Source organism: Streptomyces sp. NBC_00433, from assembly GCA_036015235.1.
GTDB lineage: Bacteria > Actinomycetota > Actinomycetes > Streptomycetales > Streptomycetaceae > Actinacidiphila.
Genome location: CP107926.1, coordinates 1,533,248 through 1,551,110 on the forward strand (window position 1 = coordinate 1,533,248; position 17,863 = coordinate 1,551,110).

General features: G+C 69.2%; 11 protein-coding genes and 5 pseudogenes. 11 read left to right on the forward strand and 5 right to left on the reverse strand.

What is annotated here, in order from left to right; genetic code table 11:
* Positions 1-1,541: 1,541 nt before the first annotated feature.
* From OG900_05935 to OG900_05945, 3 genes are all read left to right on the forward strand, one after another.
* A complete protein-coding gene (locus OG900_05935) occupies positions 1,542-2,060 on the forward strand; it encodes a hypothetical protein (protein WUH89728.1) in 519 nt (172 codons plus the stop codon).
* Positions 2,060-2,569, forward strand: a complete 510-nt coding sequence (locus tag OG900_05940) for a hypothetical protein (protein WUH89729.1) — start codon at positions 2,060-2,062, stop codon at positions 2,567-2,569. The genes OG900_05935 and OG900_05940 overlap by 1 nt, the downstream gene beginning before the upstream one ends.
* Before the next feature lie 434 nt (positions 2,570-3,003).
* Positions 3,004-3,456 (forward strand): DinB family protein, encoded by a 453-nt coding sequence (locus OG900_05945; GenBank protein ID WUH89730.1) that lies wholly within the window; start codon positions 3,004-3,006, stop codon positions 3,454-3,456.
* A 45-nt stretch (positions 3,457-3,501) separates the two neighbouring features.
* Here OG900_05945 and OG900_05950 read toward each other — a convergent pair.
* Positions 3,502-3,675: pseudogene (locus OG900_05950) on the reverse strand (ATP-binding protein).
* 220 nt (positions 3,676-3,895) lie between these two features.
* On the opposite strand from OG900_05950, the gene OG900_05955 reads away from it, so the two are divergent.
* The 5 genes and pseudogenes from OG900_05955 to OG900_05975 all read left to right on the forward strand — a co-directional run bounded on the left by OG900_05955 (position 3,896) and on the right by OG900_05975 (position 7,955).
* Complete coding sequence (locus OG900_05955; GenBank protein ID WUH89731.1) at positions 3,896-4,594, forward strand: hypothetical protein; 699 nt, start codon at positions 3,896-3,898, stop codon at positions 4,592-4,594.
* The gene (locus OG900_05960; GenBank protein ID WUH89732.1) at positions 4,591-5,835 is read left to right on the forward strand and encodes a hypothetical protein; all 1,245 of its coding nucleotides are present in this window, start codon (positions 4,591-4,593) and stop codon (positions 5,833-5,835) included. The genes OG900_05955 and OG900_05960 overlap by 4 nt, the downstream gene beginning before the upstream one ends.
* Positions 5,836-5,966: 131 nt before the next feature.
* Positions 5,967-6,383, forward strand: a complete 417-nt coding sequence (locus OG900_05965) for a tautomerase family protein (protein ID WUH89733.1) — start codon at positions 5,967-5,969, stop codon at positions 6,381-6,383.
* Between the two features lie 292 nt (positions 6,384-6,675).
* Positions 6,676-7,125, forward strand: a complete 450-nt coding sequence (locus OG900_05970; protein WUH89734.1) for a hypothetical protein — start codon at positions 6,676-6,678, stop codon at positions 7,123-7,125.
* 488 nt (positions 7,126-7,613) lie between these two features.
* Positions 7,614-7,955, forward strand: a pseudogene (locus OG900_05975) (transposase).
* Positions 7,956-7,962: 7 nt separating this feature from the next.
* Here the strand turns inward: OG900_05975 and OG900_05980 are convergent.
* A pseudogene (locus OG900_05980) lies at positions 7,963-8,220 on the reverse strand (integrase).
* Positions 8,221-8,541: 321 nt separating this feature from the next.
* Between OG900_05980 and OG900_05985 the strand changes: the two are divergent.
* Together OG900_05985 and OG900_05990 are read left to right on the forward strand one after the other, a co-directional pair.
* Positions 8,542-11,199 carry a carboxypeptidase regulatory-like domain-containing protein gene (locus OG900_05985; GenBank protein WUH89735.1) on the forward strand — a complete coding sequence of 886 codons (2,658 nt, stop codon included), beginning with the start codon at positions 8,542-8,544 and terminating at the stop codon, positions 11,197-11,199.
* Positions 11,200-11,708: 509 nt separating this feature from the next.
* On the forward strand, positions 11,709-13,085 hold the full coding sequence (locus OG900_05990) for an IS1380 family transposase (protein WUH89736.1): 1,377 nt from the start codon (positions 11,709-11,711) through the stop codon (positions 13,083-13,085).
* 210 nt (positions 13,086-13,295) lie between these two features.
* On the opposite strand, the gene OG900_05995 is transcribed toward OG900_05990, so the two are convergent.
* Together OG900_05995 and OG900_06000 are read right to left on the reverse strand one after the other, a co-directional pair.
* Entirely contained in the window at positions 13,296-13,808 is a 513-nt protein-coding gene (locus OG900_05995; GenBank protein ID WUH89737.1) for an RICIN domain-containing protein, read from the reverse strand.
* Between the two features lie 701 nt (positions 13,809-14,509).
* Positions 14,510-15,195: pseudogene (locus OG900_06000) on the reverse strand (integrase core domain-containing protein).
* Between the two features lie 179 nt (positions 15,196-15,374).
* Here OG900_06000 and OG900_06005 point away from each other — a divergent pair.
* Positions 15,375-15,563: pseudogene (locus OG900_06005) on the forward strand (GNAT family N-acetyltransferase).
* 185 nt (positions 15,564-15,748) lie between these two features.
* Here OG900_06005 and OG900_06010 read toward each other — a convergent pair.
* Complete coding sequence (locus tag OG900_06010; GenBank protein WUH89738.1) at positions 15,749-17,365, reverse strand: cellulose binding domain-containing protein; 1,617 nt, start codon at positions 17,363-17,365, stop codon at positions 15,749-15,751.
* Positions 17,366-17,863: the final 498 nt, after the last annotated feature.

Consider the following 17,863-nt stretch of genomic DNA (forward strand, 5'->3'; position numbering starts at 1 on the left):
GCGGCATTGGACTGACGTACTGGTGCGGCCTGCGACGGGACGTGGAGCGGTGATGTCACTCTTCTCCCGACATTTCCGGCACTCCAGCTGTCGGCGCGGGTGGCGCAAGTCATACGGGCCGGTCTCCGCTGCGGACATCGCATCGCCTCCACTGGGCGAAATCGGAAAAGCCACTAATGTCCTGTATGGTATCGCGTCCCCGTGCGGGCAAGTGCCGAGTGTCTGTGGCCACGTCACGTTTCGGCCAGCGCGCGGGACCCGTGACCGGCATGCGGCGATCATCGCGCGTGCAGTGCCGCTCCGTTGCCCGGGGGTGCTTCCGTCGTGGTTGCGAGGTTCCCGGCCGCCGGTGCGCCGTTGACAGACGTCACCTACGGACGACTCATGCCACTGTCCGGCGCTGGTGCTCCGGTGGCCGGTCCTGAGTGACGAGCCGGACTGCGGGTCGTCCGCGGAACCAGGCCGAATCGAGCGCGGGTGGAGTTCACTGGTCCTGTCGGCCCACGGAACAGCCAAGGTGACGGAGCTGATCCAGGGCACGTCGGCGCCCGAAGCCGAAGGCAACCAGAACCAGACCCACGCAGGCGGCGAATCGCTCTGCTCAGCCAGGCGAGCTGAACCCTGGCCGAGAGCAGTCTTACCCCGCGACTTCCCGCTGCCCAGACTCACATAAGGGGCATCTGGGATGCGTGGGGGAGCATATGGAGAAGCGGGGCGAGCGCCGTTCTGCGGCGCGGAGGCGATTCACTGCTCGCAGTGGCATCGCGGTGGGCAGCGTCGCGGCGCTTGTCCTGGTGACCGTGTTCCGGTCCCAGGTGTGGCCGTACGTTGTGGGGATTGCTGTGTTTTTCGCTGCCGGGGGTGAAGTCGTCGTCTACTGGATCTGGCTGTGGCACTCGGAGCGGCTGGAACGCCGCCGCGACCCCACGGGATCAGCACAGGACGCGATCGAGGTGGGCCTCCAATCGCAGACCCCAGTGGACCAGGCTGAACTAGCTGACGAGGATGCGGGCCCTGCCGCCCCCGGGCCGGGGGACTGAAGAAGTGCGGCATCTCAGCCCCGCATGGTTAGTACGACAGCAGACAGAGCCAGCCGGTCGTGCCGCGGCGCACGTCGTCGCTGTCTCATCCTGAGCGCATCCTCCAGCTCGGCAACGGCATGTGGGTGCGGATGGACCGCGCCACCGACTCCGACCTGCTGCTGTGGAGCCGGCTGGCAACGAGGTCCAGGACTACATCGACCAGCGCATCGACGCCTTCCGCAGCCACCCCGGACTCGAGTTCCTCGGCGACCTCGAACGGATCGTCTTCGGCTCCGTCAACGGACCCCGACCAGCCCGCCGTCGTCGAAGCCGAGGAGGAGTGACCCGCCCGGCGCCAAGCGGTGGTTCGCCGCCGCCATCGCCGTAACCAGCAAGGACCAGCTGCTGGTCGTCTTCGCCGAGCAGAGCGACCACAGCTGGCAGACGGTTCTCGCCTCCGATCTCGGCGGGGCACCGCTTCCCTCCATTGCGCTGAACGCCGACGGGTACGCCACGGCCGTGGCAACCGACGGCAGCCAGCCGGCGCTCGACGCCGGACGGCTTCGGGCCGCGGTCGTCGACAACTTCGCCACCGGAGGGGTGTACGACGGTACGAAGTACCTCACTCCCACCGCGGCAAGCCAGCGGCAGATCAGCGTCCACACCAAGGACATCCACCGCCTCGGTACGAAGGGCACCACGGCATTCGCTGCCGCCGACAACCCGTGGACCCAGGCCTACGCCCTGAAGACCGCCGGCGGCGGGCCACTGGTGCTGTTCGCCCACACCCAGACCGACACCGTCTACCAAGGCTGGCAGATCATCTCCGGTCCCAGCACGAGGGCCTGGCTGGGCACAACTCCCCGGCAGGCGATCACCGCCACCTTCACCTGCGCGGACGCCGCCCTGATTCCCGACGCGAACTCCAAGGCACAGCTCCTCGGCTACTCCTGTGAGATCACCGCCGCCGACGGCCCGCCCGAGGCCGGACGACCAGCGTCTAACCTCCACCTCCACAGATCGAGGAGCACGCGCTGATGCCCAACCCCGACTTCGAGCTCTACGACAACACCGGCCGCACCACCGACCGGATCCACGCCCACAACGCCGGCAGCCCCACTCCGCACGACCTGTCCCGGTGGGGCGCCGCAGCGGCCAAACCACTGATCGACGCAGCCGAACTCCCGCCTTCCGGCCAGGGCATCATGGGCTGGACCGACCTGCTGCGCCGGGCAGGCACCGAGAGTGAGTTCCACGGCATCGCCACCGCGGTCCTGGAGAACGACGACGGTGCGGTCGCCCGCCTCCACCAGTTCCTGGAGTCACTCGCCAACTGGTACGACGACCGCGGCGACCGGACAAGCCGTCGCCACTACCAGGGCCTGGCCGACCAATTCGACGCGCTGGCAGACGACCTCGTCCAGCTCACCGCGGACCTCGCCCGCACCGCATACCACCACACCACAACGGCTGCTCCGGCAACCCGGCTGGCGCCATCGCCAGTCCACCCGCCCGCACCGATGGCCGGCAAGCCGCCCCGGCGTTGACGACCGCCGGCCTCAACACGAAGGGGTTCCCGCACAACGGCGCGCTCCGCCTTCGGAAGTGCCCGACGCCATCGGGTCGGCACGAGCCGGGCGCGGCGGGGACGTACTGGCCGACCCCCCACCACACGATCCCGATCGGACCGACGACCGTCATGGCCCGCACCAGCTTGTGGTCCGCGGCCGGCGGCAGGAGCTGCCTCGTCCAGGGCGAGGAGCACCTCGCGCTGTGAGTGACCTTTATGACGGCCGGGGAACTGCTGCCGCTACCATTACCGCAAACACGCCCACCCGCTCACTGGCTTTGAACGAGACTTTTGGCCCCACATCGTGGCGGTTCAGGTCGCCTCGTCTCGCACGACGATGGCAGAGATGGCCTCCCGGGCATGGAGGTACGAGTCGGCAGGCCGGGGAGCACATGGTGCAAGCTGGGTGCCGTGAAGTCCTCGCGTGACGATGTCCTCGACCTGTTCGACCATGTCTGGCAGCGGTTCCGGAGGCGTATGGAAGGGCTCGCCGACGAGGAATGGCGTTGGCAGCCAGGACCGGACGAGCGCCTCACGCTGCGGTGGCGGTTGCAGCACATCACAGAGTTCCTGCGAGAGGAACGAAATGGGCCTTGGCTCGGGCTGGCGGCCGAGTCAGGGGAGCGCCAGGCCGAGGCCGCTGACGCTGCGACCGCGCTCAGCCACGCTGATGAGGCGTTTACTCGGTGGCGCGGTCAGCTTGCCGAGGTTCCCGAGGAAGCGTTCGCTGAACCCATCGGTCCGGCCGCTGGTCACTTTGGCGATGCGACCCGATGCTCTTTCGCTCTGCATGTTGCAGATGAGTTGATTCATCACAGCGCGGAGGCGTCGGTTCTGCGAGACCTGTATGCGGTGCGCGCCTGACGCAGTCGGCTCTCTTTGCCGGGCGCCTCAGGCCGAGTTGTGCTGTCGGGCTGCCTTGGTGTGGGCGAGGCGGTAGGGGGCGCTGCCGGTTCCGATGATGTTGCCGCCGAAGGTGAGGCGGTCCACGATGGCCGCGCAGAGCAGGTGCGACTTGCCGGTGCCGCTATCGCCGATCAGACACAGCGGCAGTCCTTTGCGGACCCACTCGCAGGACGCCAGGGTGCGGACGCCGCCCGGGTCTTCCCGTGGAGATCAGGAAACGACCTCGCCTCCGTCCTCGGCCACCGGCCGCTTATCAGCCCGCGGCCCGCGTGATGGGCAATACCGTCGAGCCGCGCACGCTTGGCTACCTCGCCCGGCGGCTGGGCGACCTGATCGACGCACTCCCTACCGACCGTGCGGCGATCAAGCCGGCTGAGCCTCCGAACCTGTGGCGTGGATGAGCCACTACACCGAGCGCGCGACGGCCTGGATCACCACCACCCTCACCAGCGAAGAGCCGGTCCCGCTGCGGCAGCGGGAGGCCATCGAGCAGCTCACCGACGCGATGATCCCGATGGCCGACGCCCAGCAGGCCCTGACCCAGGCCCTGACGCACGTGGCACGGCTACCGCACGGCGGCGGTCCCCGGCGTCGAGCGCAGCCGCCTGCGCGCCGACGAGACCACGTCCCGGATCACGTGATCTACAACCTGCCCTCCGACGGCCGCCTGGTCACCCTGCCGGGACCCGGAATCGCCGACTGGGATTGTCACGCCGACCCCAACCTGGTCGAGTGGCAGACCCGCCACCGCGGTACCCGAGCCATGGCACTCCTGCGCGACCGGGACTCCAGCGCCCCGCCTTTGGCCGGCGGCGAGGACACCCTGATGATGGCAGCCGCCACGCTCGCCACCCCCGGTGGCACGGAGGTGATCTGGTGGGCCGGGTTCTCCCACGACATCCCGGCGCCGGTCACCGGCGCCTTCCTCACCACCCTGCTGACCCCGGAACCGGTCACCCGGCCCGCCAACAGCTTTCTCCGACCCGACCTGGCGCCCCTGCTCACCACGCACCGCACCGTCACCAGGCCGGACAGCCCGATTCCACGTGGCCCTGCTGACGGGTGGGGACGGAACCGTGGGCCGGGGGGCCGGTGAGCGGCAATACGCTGCCGGCCGGGACCCAGATCACCCTCGCGTTCAGCGCCCGTACAGGGATCGTCGCCGTCACCGGCGGCACCCGCTACGGGCAAGCAGACACGCTCCTGGCCACCGCCGGATTCAGCCGGCGCGAGGACGGCACCAGCACCCTGGCCATCGCGGATGCAGACGCGGCCCGGCGGGCACTGACCGCCCTGACCCGGCTGGCCGCCGACCAGGACATGACGCTGACCGCCGGCAGCCGAATCTGGCTGGGCGACACCGCCGACCGGATCGCCGCGCTTCTGCCGGGGGCCTGGCGGTCCCGGATCGAGGTCTACGCCATGCCCGTCTGGCAGCAGGATCTCGCCGAGTGCCTGTGGGACGCCGGCGACCTCATCGGCGCGGTGCGGGAACGAACGCATCCCCTTCGGATCGGTGGTCACCGACCGCCAGGGCACGGAGCTTTCCGTGGTGGACAAGCCGGGCGCCGCCGGGAAGCTACTGGTCAGAGTGCTCGCCCCCACCGGTCTGATCGGCCCGTTCGCCGACGCCCCGGCCGCCCCGCCCTCCCTGACCGTGCCCGGCGATCCCGCCCTGGCGGCGCAGGCGATCACCGCAGCCCTGCTGCCGCCTGCCGGCAGGCCGTGCACCACCTCCGGGTACAGGAAGTCGGGGACCGGCTGGCGCATGCGCTGTCCGCCGAGATCGCCCGCGTCCTGGTCCGCGGATCATGGCCCGCCGACGAGGGGACCGGGATCGGCGCGGCCATCCTCGGCCAGCTCGACCACGCCCGCCCCGAGGCGCTGTGGGAGGACTTCCGGTCCTTCCCCCAGCACGGACCCGAATTGCTGGACCACCTGGAGAGGACCGCCAAGCCTCTCGCACTGGCCCAGCGGGCCGTGCTGCCGGCTCTGCGGGAAGCACTGCGGCACGGCCGCCGCGTCCACGGCCAGTGGCTGGACACCGTGCGGCGTATGCGCGAAGGCGACAGCGCCCTGGCCTGGACGACCTATGACCAGGCCGCCGCGCAGCGCACCGCTGATGCCGGTCCGATGCTGGCCGCCCGGCTCGGACACGGCCCGGCCCTGGTCGACCTCGCCCACCGGCACCCGCCCGCCGACAGCCGACCGTTCACACCGCACACGCTGCCGTTCAGTGATCAAACTCGCCATGCTGTGCGTGCCGCAGGCTTCCCCAACGCCCCACGGGCCGCGGACCGTCGGCCCGCTACAACATCACGAGTTCAACCTCGATAACTCACACCGCCCGAGTTATACCGATAGCTGGACACACCCGGCTGTGGTGCTAGAAAAACGTGGGACCGTGATTATGATCGCATCGTAGAGATGGTGCCGCGCCCCCTCTGCGCAAAGGAAGGACGTTTGTCATGCCACTCGCACGGATCGACCTCGTGGAGGGGAAGTCGGTAGAATACCGCCAGACCATTGCGAACGCCGTGTACGACAAGATGATCGAACATCTGGGTGTGCCCGAAGATCGCTTCCAGGTCATCACCGAACACAAAATCGAGAACTTCCTCTACGACCCCGACTACCTCGGCATCTACCGGTCAGAGAACTGTGTTTTTATCCAGCTTGATTTCCTTGACGTCGCAAGCCCTGAGCAAAAGGCCGAGTTCTACAAGGCTGTCGTAGACGAACTGCACGATAAGCTGCACCTACGGCGGGAGGACGTCTTCTTCAACCTGTTCACAGTCGCCCAAGCGGACTGGTCGATGGGTAACGGTGTAGCTACTTATAACAACGGGGTGCCGACTAATCGTCTCGACCCCAACTCGGTCTAGCAGCGCCCGGCGAGACAACTACTGAGGTCGAACTTGCGGCTTCGTTTGGTGGCTCAGATGGGGCCAACGGCTCGGCCAACTGCGGATTGCTGCTCGGCGCGGGGAGCTGGAGCCGTTCGAGTCCTGGTACGACGCGGCCCAGCCGCCGGATCACCCTGGCCTACTGGACCGAGCACGACGACTCGACCGTCCTGGCGCTGGCGGAAGCCCCGGCGGCGACATCACCGGCCAGGGCCGGTACGACACCGAGTACGAAGCGGGCCGGGCCAGCCCGCCCCCGGTTCCTGCCGGAGTGCTGCGGCCCGACGCTCCCTGGCGCAATGAGCAGCCTCAGCCCGAGGGCGAACTCGGCACCCTCATCCAGGACGTCATCACCTCCGCGCACACCGGGGACGTCTCCCGCTCCATCGCCTCAGCCGTGGACGCCGGCGACCACCAGCGCGGAGCGCTCCCGCAACTCGGCGACTTCCTCCGCGTGTGCGCGGAGTTCGCCGACGCCCTCGACACGGCTCAGGGCCACAAGATCGCCGCCCGCCTGTCCTTGCTGGCCGCGCAGGCCGACGCCCTCACCAGGGAACTGGCCGCGGCCGGAGAGGGATTCGGCGCGCAGGTCGCGGTCCTGCTGCCGTACCGGGTGCCGCACCCGCGGCACGTCGCCACGCCGCCCGGTCCGGCGCTGCAGACCACCTCGCCGCCCCGGGCCGCCGGCAACATGCCCGTGGCCGGCGCACGCAGGAAATGATCATCCCGCCCAGCCCGTTCCCACCAGGCGCTCCTCCCAGAAAGGCGGCATGCCACCGGATGCCGGCCAGATAGCGGTGGCCATCGCACGACACGGTGGCAGGGTCACTGCCCGCACCCATGGCCCCCTCGACCTGGACGAAAGCCCCTCGGCCTCCGATCAGGCGCACGGATATGCGCACCTCACCACCCCGCTGCGCCGGCGTGGCCTGGATGCACGGTCGAATACGGCCTCAGCGACTACATCGTGTGCGCGGAACTCCCCGACCACAGCAGGCTGTTCATCTCGCCGCCGCAGGAGCCGCCGACCGATCACCCGCCCGGCCACCCGGACAGCTGGCTGGTCACCCGAAGCCACCCCTTTGACGCGGCTGTTCACAGCGTCGTGTACAACTCCAACCCCGGTGGACCGCACGCCCAGCACAAGGGAGACGTCCCGCCGCTTCTCGCCGCCATCGACACCTTCCTGGACCAGCTCGGGATAGAGCCTCGGGCAGGCCGGACAACCTCAAGGCCGAGCAACACGAACTCCTGGCCAAGCTCACCGCGGCCTGCCCCGAGATGACCCAACTGGCAGAGGCGATCGCAGACTTCGCCCCGCTCTTGGCGCCGCATGCCGACAATGCCGACGCGCTCACCTCCTGGATCGCCCACATCCGAGCGGCCGACCTGCCTCACGCGCACGCCTTCGCCCAAGGCCTGGACCGCGACCTCGACGCCGTGATCGCCGGGCTCACACTTGCGTACAGCGACGGCCCCACCGAGGGCGTCAACACCAAGACCAAACGGATCGCGCACCAGATGCACGGGCGAGCAGGATTCACCCTGCTTCCCGGTTGCGGTGCCATGCCAGCCGCGCGCCGGGCATGGGAAGACAGCCTGCCGGCGGTGACGGGGTATCAGGGCCGGAGAGCGCAGCAGCCACAGCCGGTCCGCGGGCTCGTAGCGGACCGGGCCGGCGATCTGACGACGCAGGACCGCGTTCTCATGCCGGAGCACGAGCACCTCGGCGGCCTTCTCGGTGTCGCTGCGCAGCAAGCACTCCAGGGACGGACGGCAGCTTGCGGGCCACCTTGTACAGCAACGAAACGATCACGCGGACATGGTGTCAGCCGAGCCTGCCCCACCGCTGCTACCTGCAGCGATGACTTTCCGAGCCCGACAGGTGTTCCAGGCGGCCCGTGGGCTGCGCCCGTCGACCGTGTCGGGTCATCCGATTCCGAACAGCCCCCTGAGCTTTGCCTGTTGGGGCAAGTGCGAATGTCGTGCTTGTTCTCGGTATGGGCTGATGCGCAATGTGCCTGCAACGCGCGATCCGTTGACATGTAACCCACCAGTCACCGTAATTGATCTTCGGCAGATTCTTGGATCCGCCAACGAACGGGCCCGTGAGAGGTCCTCTACCGATTGGTGAACGATGTCGATGTCCCACCCCGCGAGAAGCGCCGCCACGGGCTTCCGCAAACTCGGCCGTGGCGCCGCCGCCCTGGGCGCCGCCGCGGCCTTCGTACTGCTGGGCGTTCAGACGCCCGCGCAGGCGGCACCGGCCTCCGGCTCCGTACCCGTGCAGACCTCGACGGCCGCGGCGTCGACGCCCGCCGCGACCGACCCGGCGCAGCAGGATGACGGGACGGAGCTCGAACCCGTCTGCGGGACACCGAGCCCCGGCCACGCAACCTGCCTCGCGATGCGGGTGGCGGACGAGACTCCCGTAAGGAGGCTCAGCAGCGCGGCCACCCCCGACGGGCTGGGCCCGCGGGACATCCAGGGCGCCTACGGCCTGCCCGCGAACGGCGGCGCCGGCCAGACCATAGCCATCGTCGACGCGTACGACAACCCGAACGCGGAGGCCGACCTTGCGGTCTACCGCGAGCAGTACGGCCTGCCGGCCTGCACGACCGCCAACGGCTGCTTCAGGAAGGTCGACCAGCGCGGCGGCACCTCCTACCCGCAGCCCAGCAACGGGTGGGCCGGTGAGATATCCCTCGACCTGGACATGGTGTCCGCCACCGCCCCGGCGGCGAACATCCTGCTCATCGAGACCAGCAACGACGGCATGGAGAATCTCGCCGCCGGTGTCGACCGGGCGGTCGCCATGGGCGCGAAGTTCGTCTCGAACTCGTACGGCAGGGTGGGCGACTTCGCCACCGACCTGGCCACCTACGGAGCCTCCTACGACCACCCCGGCGTCGCCGTGGTCGCGGCGACCGGCGACAACCGGTACGGCGTCATGTTCCCCTCGACGCTGCCGTACGTGACCGCCGTGGGCGGCACCAACCTGACCCCCGCGCCGGACACCGCCCGCGGCTGGACGGAGACGGTCTGGTCGCGCGACAACTACGGGCCCGGCTCCGGCTGCGCGACGTACCAGGCCAAGCCGGACTACCAGCAGGACACCGGGTGCAGCGGCCGCAGCGTCGCGGACGTCTCCGCGGTCGCTGACAACGTTGCCGTCTACAGCACGTACGGCACGAAGGTGATCGGCTGGCAGCGCTTCGGAGGCACCAGCGCCTCCAGCCCGCTGATCGCCGCGGTGTACGCCCTCGCGGGTGCCCCGCGCCCGGGCACCTACCCCTCCGCCTACCCGTACGCGACCGGCGGCGCCGGGCTCAACGACGTCACCTCCGGCACCAACGGCACCTGCAGCGTCACGTACCTGTGCAACGCCGGCGCCGGCTACGACGGTCCGACGGGCCTCGGCACCCCCGCGGGCCTGGGCGCGTTCCGCAGCGGTCCGCACGGCACGCTCTCCGGCACCGTCACGGACGCCGCGACGGGCAAGCCGGTCGCCCACGCCGAGATCGGCTCGGGCCTGAACGTCGCCACGACGGACAGCCAGGGCGCGTACCAGCTGGACCTGCCGGCCGGTGACATCACGGACCTGACGGTCCGGGCCTTCGGCTACACCACGCCCAGCCCCGTCCCCCTCACCATGGCCGACGGGCAGTCGCTGACCCGTGACTTCCGGCTGGCCGCGATCCCGCGGAAGAAGGTCCACGGCACCGTGACGGACGGCTCCGGCCACGGCTGGCCGCTCTATGCGAAGGTCGCGGTGGACGGGTCACCCGAAGCCCCGGTCTGGACCGATCCCGCCACCGGCGACTACGAGCTCTCCCTGCCCGAGGGCGCCTCCTACGGCCTGAGCGTCATGGCCGGCTCGCCCGGCTACGAGCCCGCCGAACGGACCGTCAGCGTCGCCAGGAAGAAGGTCGTCGAGGACTTCGCGCTCGCAGCGGACCCCGACGCCACCACGCCGGCGGCCGGATACACGACCAAGACCGACGGCGCGACCCAGACGTTCGACTCCACCACCTCGGCCCCGCAGGGCTGGACCGTGGTCAGCGCCCCCGGCACCGACAGCGGATGGGAGTTCGACGATCCCGGCACGCGCGGCAACGCGACCGGCGGCAGCGGCTCCTTCGCCGTCGTGGAGAGCGACAACGGGCCGATCGGCCCGCACCAGGACTCGCAGCTGATCAGCCCGGTCTACGACTTCTCCGGCGACCGGTCGGCCGAGCTCGACTTCAAGACGGCCTTCGTCTACAACCCGAACCAGCAGCAGATGAGCGTGGACGTCACCACCGACGGCGGCGCCACCTGGAAGACCGCCTGGGCCAGTTCCTCCTCGGGCGGCGGGAGCTACGACCACGAGTCCGTGCACGTCCCGCTGCGCGATTACGTCGGACACAAGGTGCAGCTGCGGTTCCACTTCGTGGCCAACTGGGGCTACTTCTGGTCCGTCGACGACGTCTACGTCGGGACGCGCAACCTGGTCCCGGTCTCCGGCGGCCTGGCGGTCGGCGTCGTCAGCGACAGCGACACCGGCGCCGGCCTGGTCGGAGCCACCGTGGCCGATCCGGGGAACCCGGACGTGACGGCGGTCACCGTCGCGACCCCCGACGACCCGGCCGTCGGTGACGGCTTCTACACCCTGTTCGTCGCCGATCCCGGCAAGCACACCCTGCGGGCGGCCGACCCCGGCTACCTCACCGCGGACCACAAGGCCAAGGTGCGCGCCGACGGCACGGTCCGTACGGACCTCCGGCTGAAGGCCGCACCGGCGACGTCGGGCTGACCTGACGTCGGGCTGACCTCCCCCCGCCAACGGCGGGTGCCCCCGACCGGCCCCGGCGTGACCGGGACCCGGGCGGGGGCACCCCCGCGGCCGAGGCCTCCGCCCCCGGTCGTCACGGCGCCCGCGCAGCCGGCTGCGCGCCGTCACGGCGCCGCCCGGCGGCCGGGGGCACCTCGGCTCAGGCCGCGTCCGGGTCACCGGGGCGGTCGCCGGCCCCGCGCACGGTGACGACCGCGATCCCGCAGAACCTGACAACACACCGCTTGATCGGCCGACCGGGCTCCGCCCTCCGCGCGGCGTCAGGCGAACTGCCGCTGGCGCGCTCCGGATCGAGCAGAGAGAGGGCGATCCGCGATGTCGGTCTCGCCCAGCAGGTCGAATCCCTAACCTCGCGCTTTCGCGACTGCGGGTGTCCGATGCTTGATCAAATAAGCGAGGAGCGCATCTGACCTGGGACGATGGGACTTGTCTAGGATCCATGTCGTCGTCAGGAAAGCTGCACTCCTCAGGTGAAGAAGACTACCGGGTCGTACCCCCGTGTCCGGGTCGAGGGCGGTGGCCGGCAAGTGGTCTCCCAGGCCGGGGCCGTGCTGCTGGCGGAGACGGTCCGCAAGACCGGGCTGGACAGTGCGATATCAGCGGCTTTGGCGCCATGGCGAAAGCAGCGGGCGGTGCACGATCCAGGCAAGATCCTGCTGGATATGGCGCTCGCGGTGGCGCTGGGCGGGGACTGCCTGTCCGATGTCGCCATGCTGCGGGCCGAGCCGGCGGTGTTCGGGCCAGTGGCCTCCGACCCGACCATCTCCCGCCTGGTCGACACGCTTGCCGGCAGCGGGAAGCGCGCGCTGGCCGCGATCCGCCAGGCCCGCGCCCAGGTCCGCGAACATGTCTGGGCGTTGGCCGGGGACACCGCCCCCGACCAGGGCGGACAGGTGATCGTGGACCTGGACGGGGTACTGGTGATCGCGCACTCGGACAAGCAGGACGCCGCAGCGACCTGGAAGCGGACCTTCGGCCACCACCCGATCATGGCCTTCGTCGACCACGGGGCGGGCGGCGCCGGTGAACCGGTGGCGGGCCTGCTGCGAGCGGGGAACGCGGGCAGCAACACCGCCGCCGACCACATCACCGCCACCCAACAGGCCTTGGCTCAGCTCCCGAAGAGGTTCCGGCGCGGGCGCCGCACACTGATCCGCACCGACTCCGGCGGCGGCACCCACGAGTTCGTCAACTGGCTCGCGGCGCGGGGCCGGTGGCTGTCGTACTCGGTCGGCATGACCATCACCGACACCATCCACCAGACCGTACTGAAGGTCCCAGCATCGGCCTGGACCCCGGCCGTCGAACCTGGTGGCGAGGTCCGCGACGGCGCCTGGGTAGCCGAGATCAGCGGAGACTGCCTGAAGGGGTGGCCGAAGGGAATGCGGCTGATCGTCCGCAAGGAACGCCCACACCCCGGAGCCCAACTGCGCTTCACCGACGCCGACGGCATGCGCTTGACCTGCTTTGCCACCAACACCCCCGGCGAGGCCATCGCCGGGCTCGAACTGCGCCACCGCCAGCGCGCCCGCTGCGAGGACCGCATCCGAGACGCCCGCTCCACCGGCCTGCGCAACCTCCCGCTCCACGGCCTCGCCCAGAACCAGATCTGGCTGGAGATCGTCCAGCTCGCCCTGGACCTGCTGGCCTGGATGCCGATGCTCGCCCTGACCGGCAAGACCCGCCGCTGGGAATCCAAGAAGCTTCGCTTCCGCCTGTTCTCAGCCGCCGCGCAACTCGTCACCACCGGCCGCAGCCGCTACCTCCGCCTCGCGGCGCACTGGCCCTGGACCGACGTGATCACCGCAGCGGCCGACCGGCTCCAAGCCCTGCCGAGCCCCGGCTGACCAGCACCTTCGAGTCCCTGCGGACAGCATCACCCCACCGGAGCAGTGGAACCCGGCGCCTACCCGACGCGACAGCCGGGCCACCACCATTCTCACAACCAGCCCGCAACAGAGAAACGGCCCGCCGCAGAAACCGACGGACCGTCATGCAAGATCGAGGCTAACGGGGACTCGCGCTCCTGTCAGGCGATGGTGGGCGCGCCGAGCAGTTCAGGTGTGCGAACCCGCCCATGGGACGCAGGCATAGTCTCCCGAAACCCCCACCACACTGGTGCCCGAACCATTCTGAATGCAGACCCCTGCCCTGTTGAAGAAAGCCCCGGCAGAAGCGTCGTAACGCCACGCCTGAAGATTGCTTCCATCCACACAGGATCGCATATATACAGGCTGGCCAGGGCCGTCAACCGTGAGGCAAAAATGGTTGAGGTAGGGGGCACCACTTTCGCCGAACTCCCCGACATTATCGAGCTGATTGTAGTGGTCGGAATTATTGGTTATGAAGACCCACTCCTGGTAAGCGCTGCCGCCGACACAAGGCCCTACGAACGTGCCGGCCGTCGGACCGGAGAACTTCCCGCCCGTCAGGCACCCCTCGTGGCTGCCGTCATAGACAGTCTGGAATTTCCAGAACGCATCAGACGCTTGAGCGGGAGACAGGGCGGACACGCTCAGACCGACCGCCACGGTCGTGGCGAGAAACACTCTTGCAATCCACTTACCCACAAGAACTCTCCTTGGTTCACTGCAATATTGGACAACCTGGAACGGAAGACCGACTTGCGTCCATGTTCTATGGCATGCCATGCGCGGCCTGTCCTTGCCTGAGCGCCGCGTTTCGACGGGCGGACTCTCTCAGGTTTTTTTGCCTCCCCCAGGCCGGGATCAGAAAGTGCCGCGCCTCCGTCCGGCACGTGGCCGATCTGCCGACATCGAATGTGCAGGCTTGTGACGTTGCCTGGCCTGCCGCCGTCGCGCCAAACAATGCCGCTATACCCTGACCAACACATGACCGGGACATGACCAAGGGATGATCGGGGATGATGGGGCTCGGCGTGCCGCCGCGGATCTCCTGTAAAGCAGGGTTCACCCGCCCGCCCGTCACCTGACAGCGCTGCCACGTCCGAGTCGGAGCGTGACCGGGGACGGCGCCCCGCAGCGCACTTGACCGGGTGAGATCGACGGGCAGTCAGAGGCCGCGTACGCAGGCCGACAAGCTCGGCGAGGGCCGGGGCGGGGAGCTCGACGCACTCGGCATGCGCTGGGGGTTCGGTGGCGTCAGTCGTCGCGGAGGCAGCGGGGGTGTTCCTGCGGCAGAGGGCGGGGGGCGGCCGGCAGGCTGGGACCGCCGGTGTAGCCCCATTCGAGAACGTGACGGTGCGGCCGGGCTCCATGGTGGCCCGTGCCTGGTACAGGAAGCCGCGCCCTCAAGCGGCATGTTGGTACTCGTGGAGGATGCCGCCAAGTCGGTCGTGTTTTCGTATGTCGAGGCGGACGATCTGCTCCGGATGGGTGATTGGTGCGGGTAGCGGGTGCCGTGGACGGGCGTTGGCGATGCCCTGATGCGGGCGGTGCTCGTTGTAGGACTGCTCGAACTCGCGTAGCACGTGGAGGAGGTGTCGGTGGTTCCAGATGAGTGTGCGGTCCAGCAGTTCTCGTCGGCAGGTCTCCACCCAGCGTTCCATGATCGCGTTCATGCGCGGTACGCGCACGCCGCTGGGGACTGCCTCGATCCCGGCGTCGGTGAGAGTCGGGCTCCTGACAGGGTGACGGTTTCGAAAAAGTCGCAGGCCAGGAGGGCGTCGCTTGGGAAGCGCAGGAAGTCCGCCCAGGTGTTCGACGCGCGCTTGGGGGCAGGCGGGATGCCGGCGTCCCGAAGAATTTCCCAGACCGTTGAGGCGGCTACTTTTACTCCGAGGACGAGCAGTTCGCCGTGCAGGCGCCGGTAGCCCCAACTGGGGTTCTCCCGGGCCAGGCGCAGGACCAGGGCTCGGATGGAGCGGACGGTGCGCGGTCGGCCCCCGCGATGGGGCCTGGATCGAGCGGCGTGCCGGAGGGCGACCAGGTCACGGTGCCAGCGCAGGACCGTATCCGGCCGTACCAGCAACCGCATACGCCGAAGTACGTCCTTCGGGGTGCCGTGCAGGATCGCTGCCAGGAACGCCCGATCGCCCGCTGTGAAGCCGATTCTCTGGCCGTTCAGTTGCCGCTCCAGGATCGTGATCTGATGGCGAAGGGCCAGGATCTCCGCGTCCTTGTCCCGCTCGTTCGCCGGTAGCAGGTGCAAGGCCCGAGGCGTGTGCGGCGGCCCTCGGCTGGTTCGCAGGGGCGTGTCGGGGTGAGCCGGTGGTGCTGTGCACGCAGACCGCCGACGCCGGCTCGATGCGGCTGGCGGCGAAGCTGGGGTTCACCGAGGTGGAGCAGTTCGAGGGGTGGGGCGCCGAGCAGGGGCTCGGTATGTGGTCCCCGCCCACGCTGTCCCGCCGACCTCGCGGCGCGGGCGCTCGACGCCGTAGGTGGACGGCCTCGGTTCCGCTCCTGACGGGCGTGCCGACCGGCCGGCGCCGAGAACCGGATGTTGCCTGTCCGGCTTCGGCGCCGTCGGGAAGGCGTCGGGCCTGTCCGCTTTCAGATCGTGTCGTACGTCCTCACCCGAGGAGTCCGTGTCATGGGCTGGTGCAGGTGAGCGAGGGCGTGTTCGGGGTGCCGTTGGCGAGGAAGCCGAAGGTGGTGGAGGCGGACGGCTGTAGTGATCCGTTGTAGGAGACGTTGGTGACCCTGGCCGTCGAGCCGCTCGTGGTGAGGGTGCCGTTCCACACCTGGGTGATGCTCTGCCCGCTGCCGAGGGTCCATCCGACGGTCCAGCCGCTGACGGGCGCGTTGCCGGCCGTCACCTTGACTTCTCCCTGGAAGCCGCCCGACCAACTGTTGGTGGTGGTGTACGTGGCGGTGCAGGCGCCTTCCGTGGTGCCACCGGTCGTGCCACCGGTGGTGGTCCCCCCGGTCGTCGTGCCGCCAGACGTCGTGCCGCCGGTGGTTGCACCGTCGCTGACGCGGTACATAACTGTGCCGTGGGCCGGCACGGAGGCGCTGATGAAGCCGGTGTTGTTGGTGGAGGTGACTCCCGACCACAGGTCGGTCAGGGTGGAGAAGGAGACTCCGTCGCCGCCGTCCTTGCCGATCGCGGTGGTGGTGGTGGAGATGGTGGCGGTGGAGCCCGTCTCGTTGAACAGGGCCACGGAGACGTCGCCGTTGGCCAGCGGCTTGGCCAGCACGTCATGACCGTTCGACGAGGAGACCATGGTGCCCTGCCGGCCCAGCGAGTCCTGGTCGACCGCGATCACCCGGGAGTTGGTGTAGATCGACAGGGTGTCGGCACTGGCAGAGGCGATGTTGGTGCCGGCGATCAGCGGTGCGGCCATCTCGGCCCAGAGGCTGAACTCGCTGCGGGCTTCGGTGGTGGAGAGTCCGTTGTTGCCGACTTCGAGCATGTCGGGGTCGTTCCAGTGGCCGGGTCCTGCATAGGAGGCCAGGCCGACGTTGCTGTGGAAGATCGACAGCATGCTGGACCAGCTGGCGTTGATGTCACCGGTGGTGCGCCAGCTGTTGCCGACGTTCGTCCCCCAGGTCCATACGCTGTCCTGGCCCCAGTTGCACAGGCTGTACACGATCGGCCGGCCGGTCGCGGCCAGGGCGTCGCGCATGGCGGTGTACCGGGACTGGGCGTTGACGCCGTTGTTGTTGCAGTTGTCGTACTTGAGGTAGTCCACGCCCCAGGAGGCGAACGACTGGGCGTCGACGGTCTCGTGGCCGAGGCTGCCGGGGTAGCCGGCGCAGGTGGCGGTGCCGGCGTCCTCGTAGATGCCCAGTTTCAGGCCGAGCGAATGGACGTAGTCGGCGGTGCCCTTGATGCCGTCGGGGAACTTGGCGGGGTCGGGGACCAGCCGGCCGGAGGAGTCCCGGGAGTGGGTCAGCCAGCAGTCGTCGATGTTGACGTAGGTGTACCCGGCCGCCTGCATGCCGTTGGTGTGCATGGCCTGGGCGGTGGACTTGATGAGCGACTCGGAGACATTGCAGCCGTAGGCGTTCCAGTCGTTGAAGCCCATCTGCGGCGTGAGCGCCAGCCCATTGCCGAGCGCTGCCGCCGGCTGGGTACCGCCTGCGACGACCAGCGGGACGAAGAGGGACAGGAGAAGCCCGGTGCAAGCCAGGGCTATCGCCCGTGGAGTCGCGGCCAGGCGCTGGAGGGCACGCGCTCTTGTGGGGACTGTCTCATGGGTCATGGTTTCGTCGACCTCCTGGCCGAGCTGAGTGGGGGGAGAAGGCCCTGAGTCGCCCCGTCCGGCGGGCCCGGTCCTGCGGGGAGAGGGAAGGGGCAGACATCAGCTGTCCCTCCAGACGGGCTGGCAGGTCCTGTTGATGCGCCAACACCGTAGTGAGTGATACATGGGATGTCGCTGCGGCACAAGGCCCGAAGGAGAGGGCCAGGTCCCATTGTCAACGCTCACATCGCCCGGATCAACGGGGAGGCATGGGATCCCCGTCGAGTGCGGGGTGCCGAAGTGCCGCGCCTCTGCGAGGGCCCTTGACGGGCGCTCCGTCCGCGTTGCGCGCGGCACGCCCTCGATCACCGAGGCGAGCTCGGAGGCGGAGGGTTCGGCTACCGCTGTGGGTCAGGTGTCAGTGCCTGTGGGGTGCCGAAACTGGCGCAGGGTCCCTGATCAGGCTCTTTGCGGTTCCAGCTGATCATGGCATGCCCCGCCGACCGGTCTCGTGTCGCC

What these genes read in the sequence shown, in the direction of transcription:
- OG900_05940 (WUH89729.1), top strand. Translation starts at nt 2,060, where the DNA reads ATGCCCAACCCCGACTTCGAGCTCTACGACAACACCGGCCGCACCACC.
- OG900_05955 (WUH89731.1), top strand. Translation starts at nt 3,896, where the DNA reads ATGAGCCACTACACCGAGCGCGCGACGGCCTGGATCACCACCACCCTC.
- OG900_05965 (WUH89733.1), top strand. Translation starts at nt 5,967, where the DNA reads ATGCCACTCGCACGGATCGACCTCGTGGAGGGGAAGTCGGTAGAATAC.
- OG900_05985 (WUH89735.1), top strand. Translation starts at nt 8,542, where the DNA reads ATGTCGATGTCCCACCCCGCGAGAAGCGCCGCCACGGGCTTCCGCAAA.
- OG900_06010 (WUH89738.1), bottom strand. Translation starts at nt 17,365, where the DNA reads ATGACCCATGAGACAGTCCCCACAAGAGCGCGTGCCCTCCAGCGCCTG.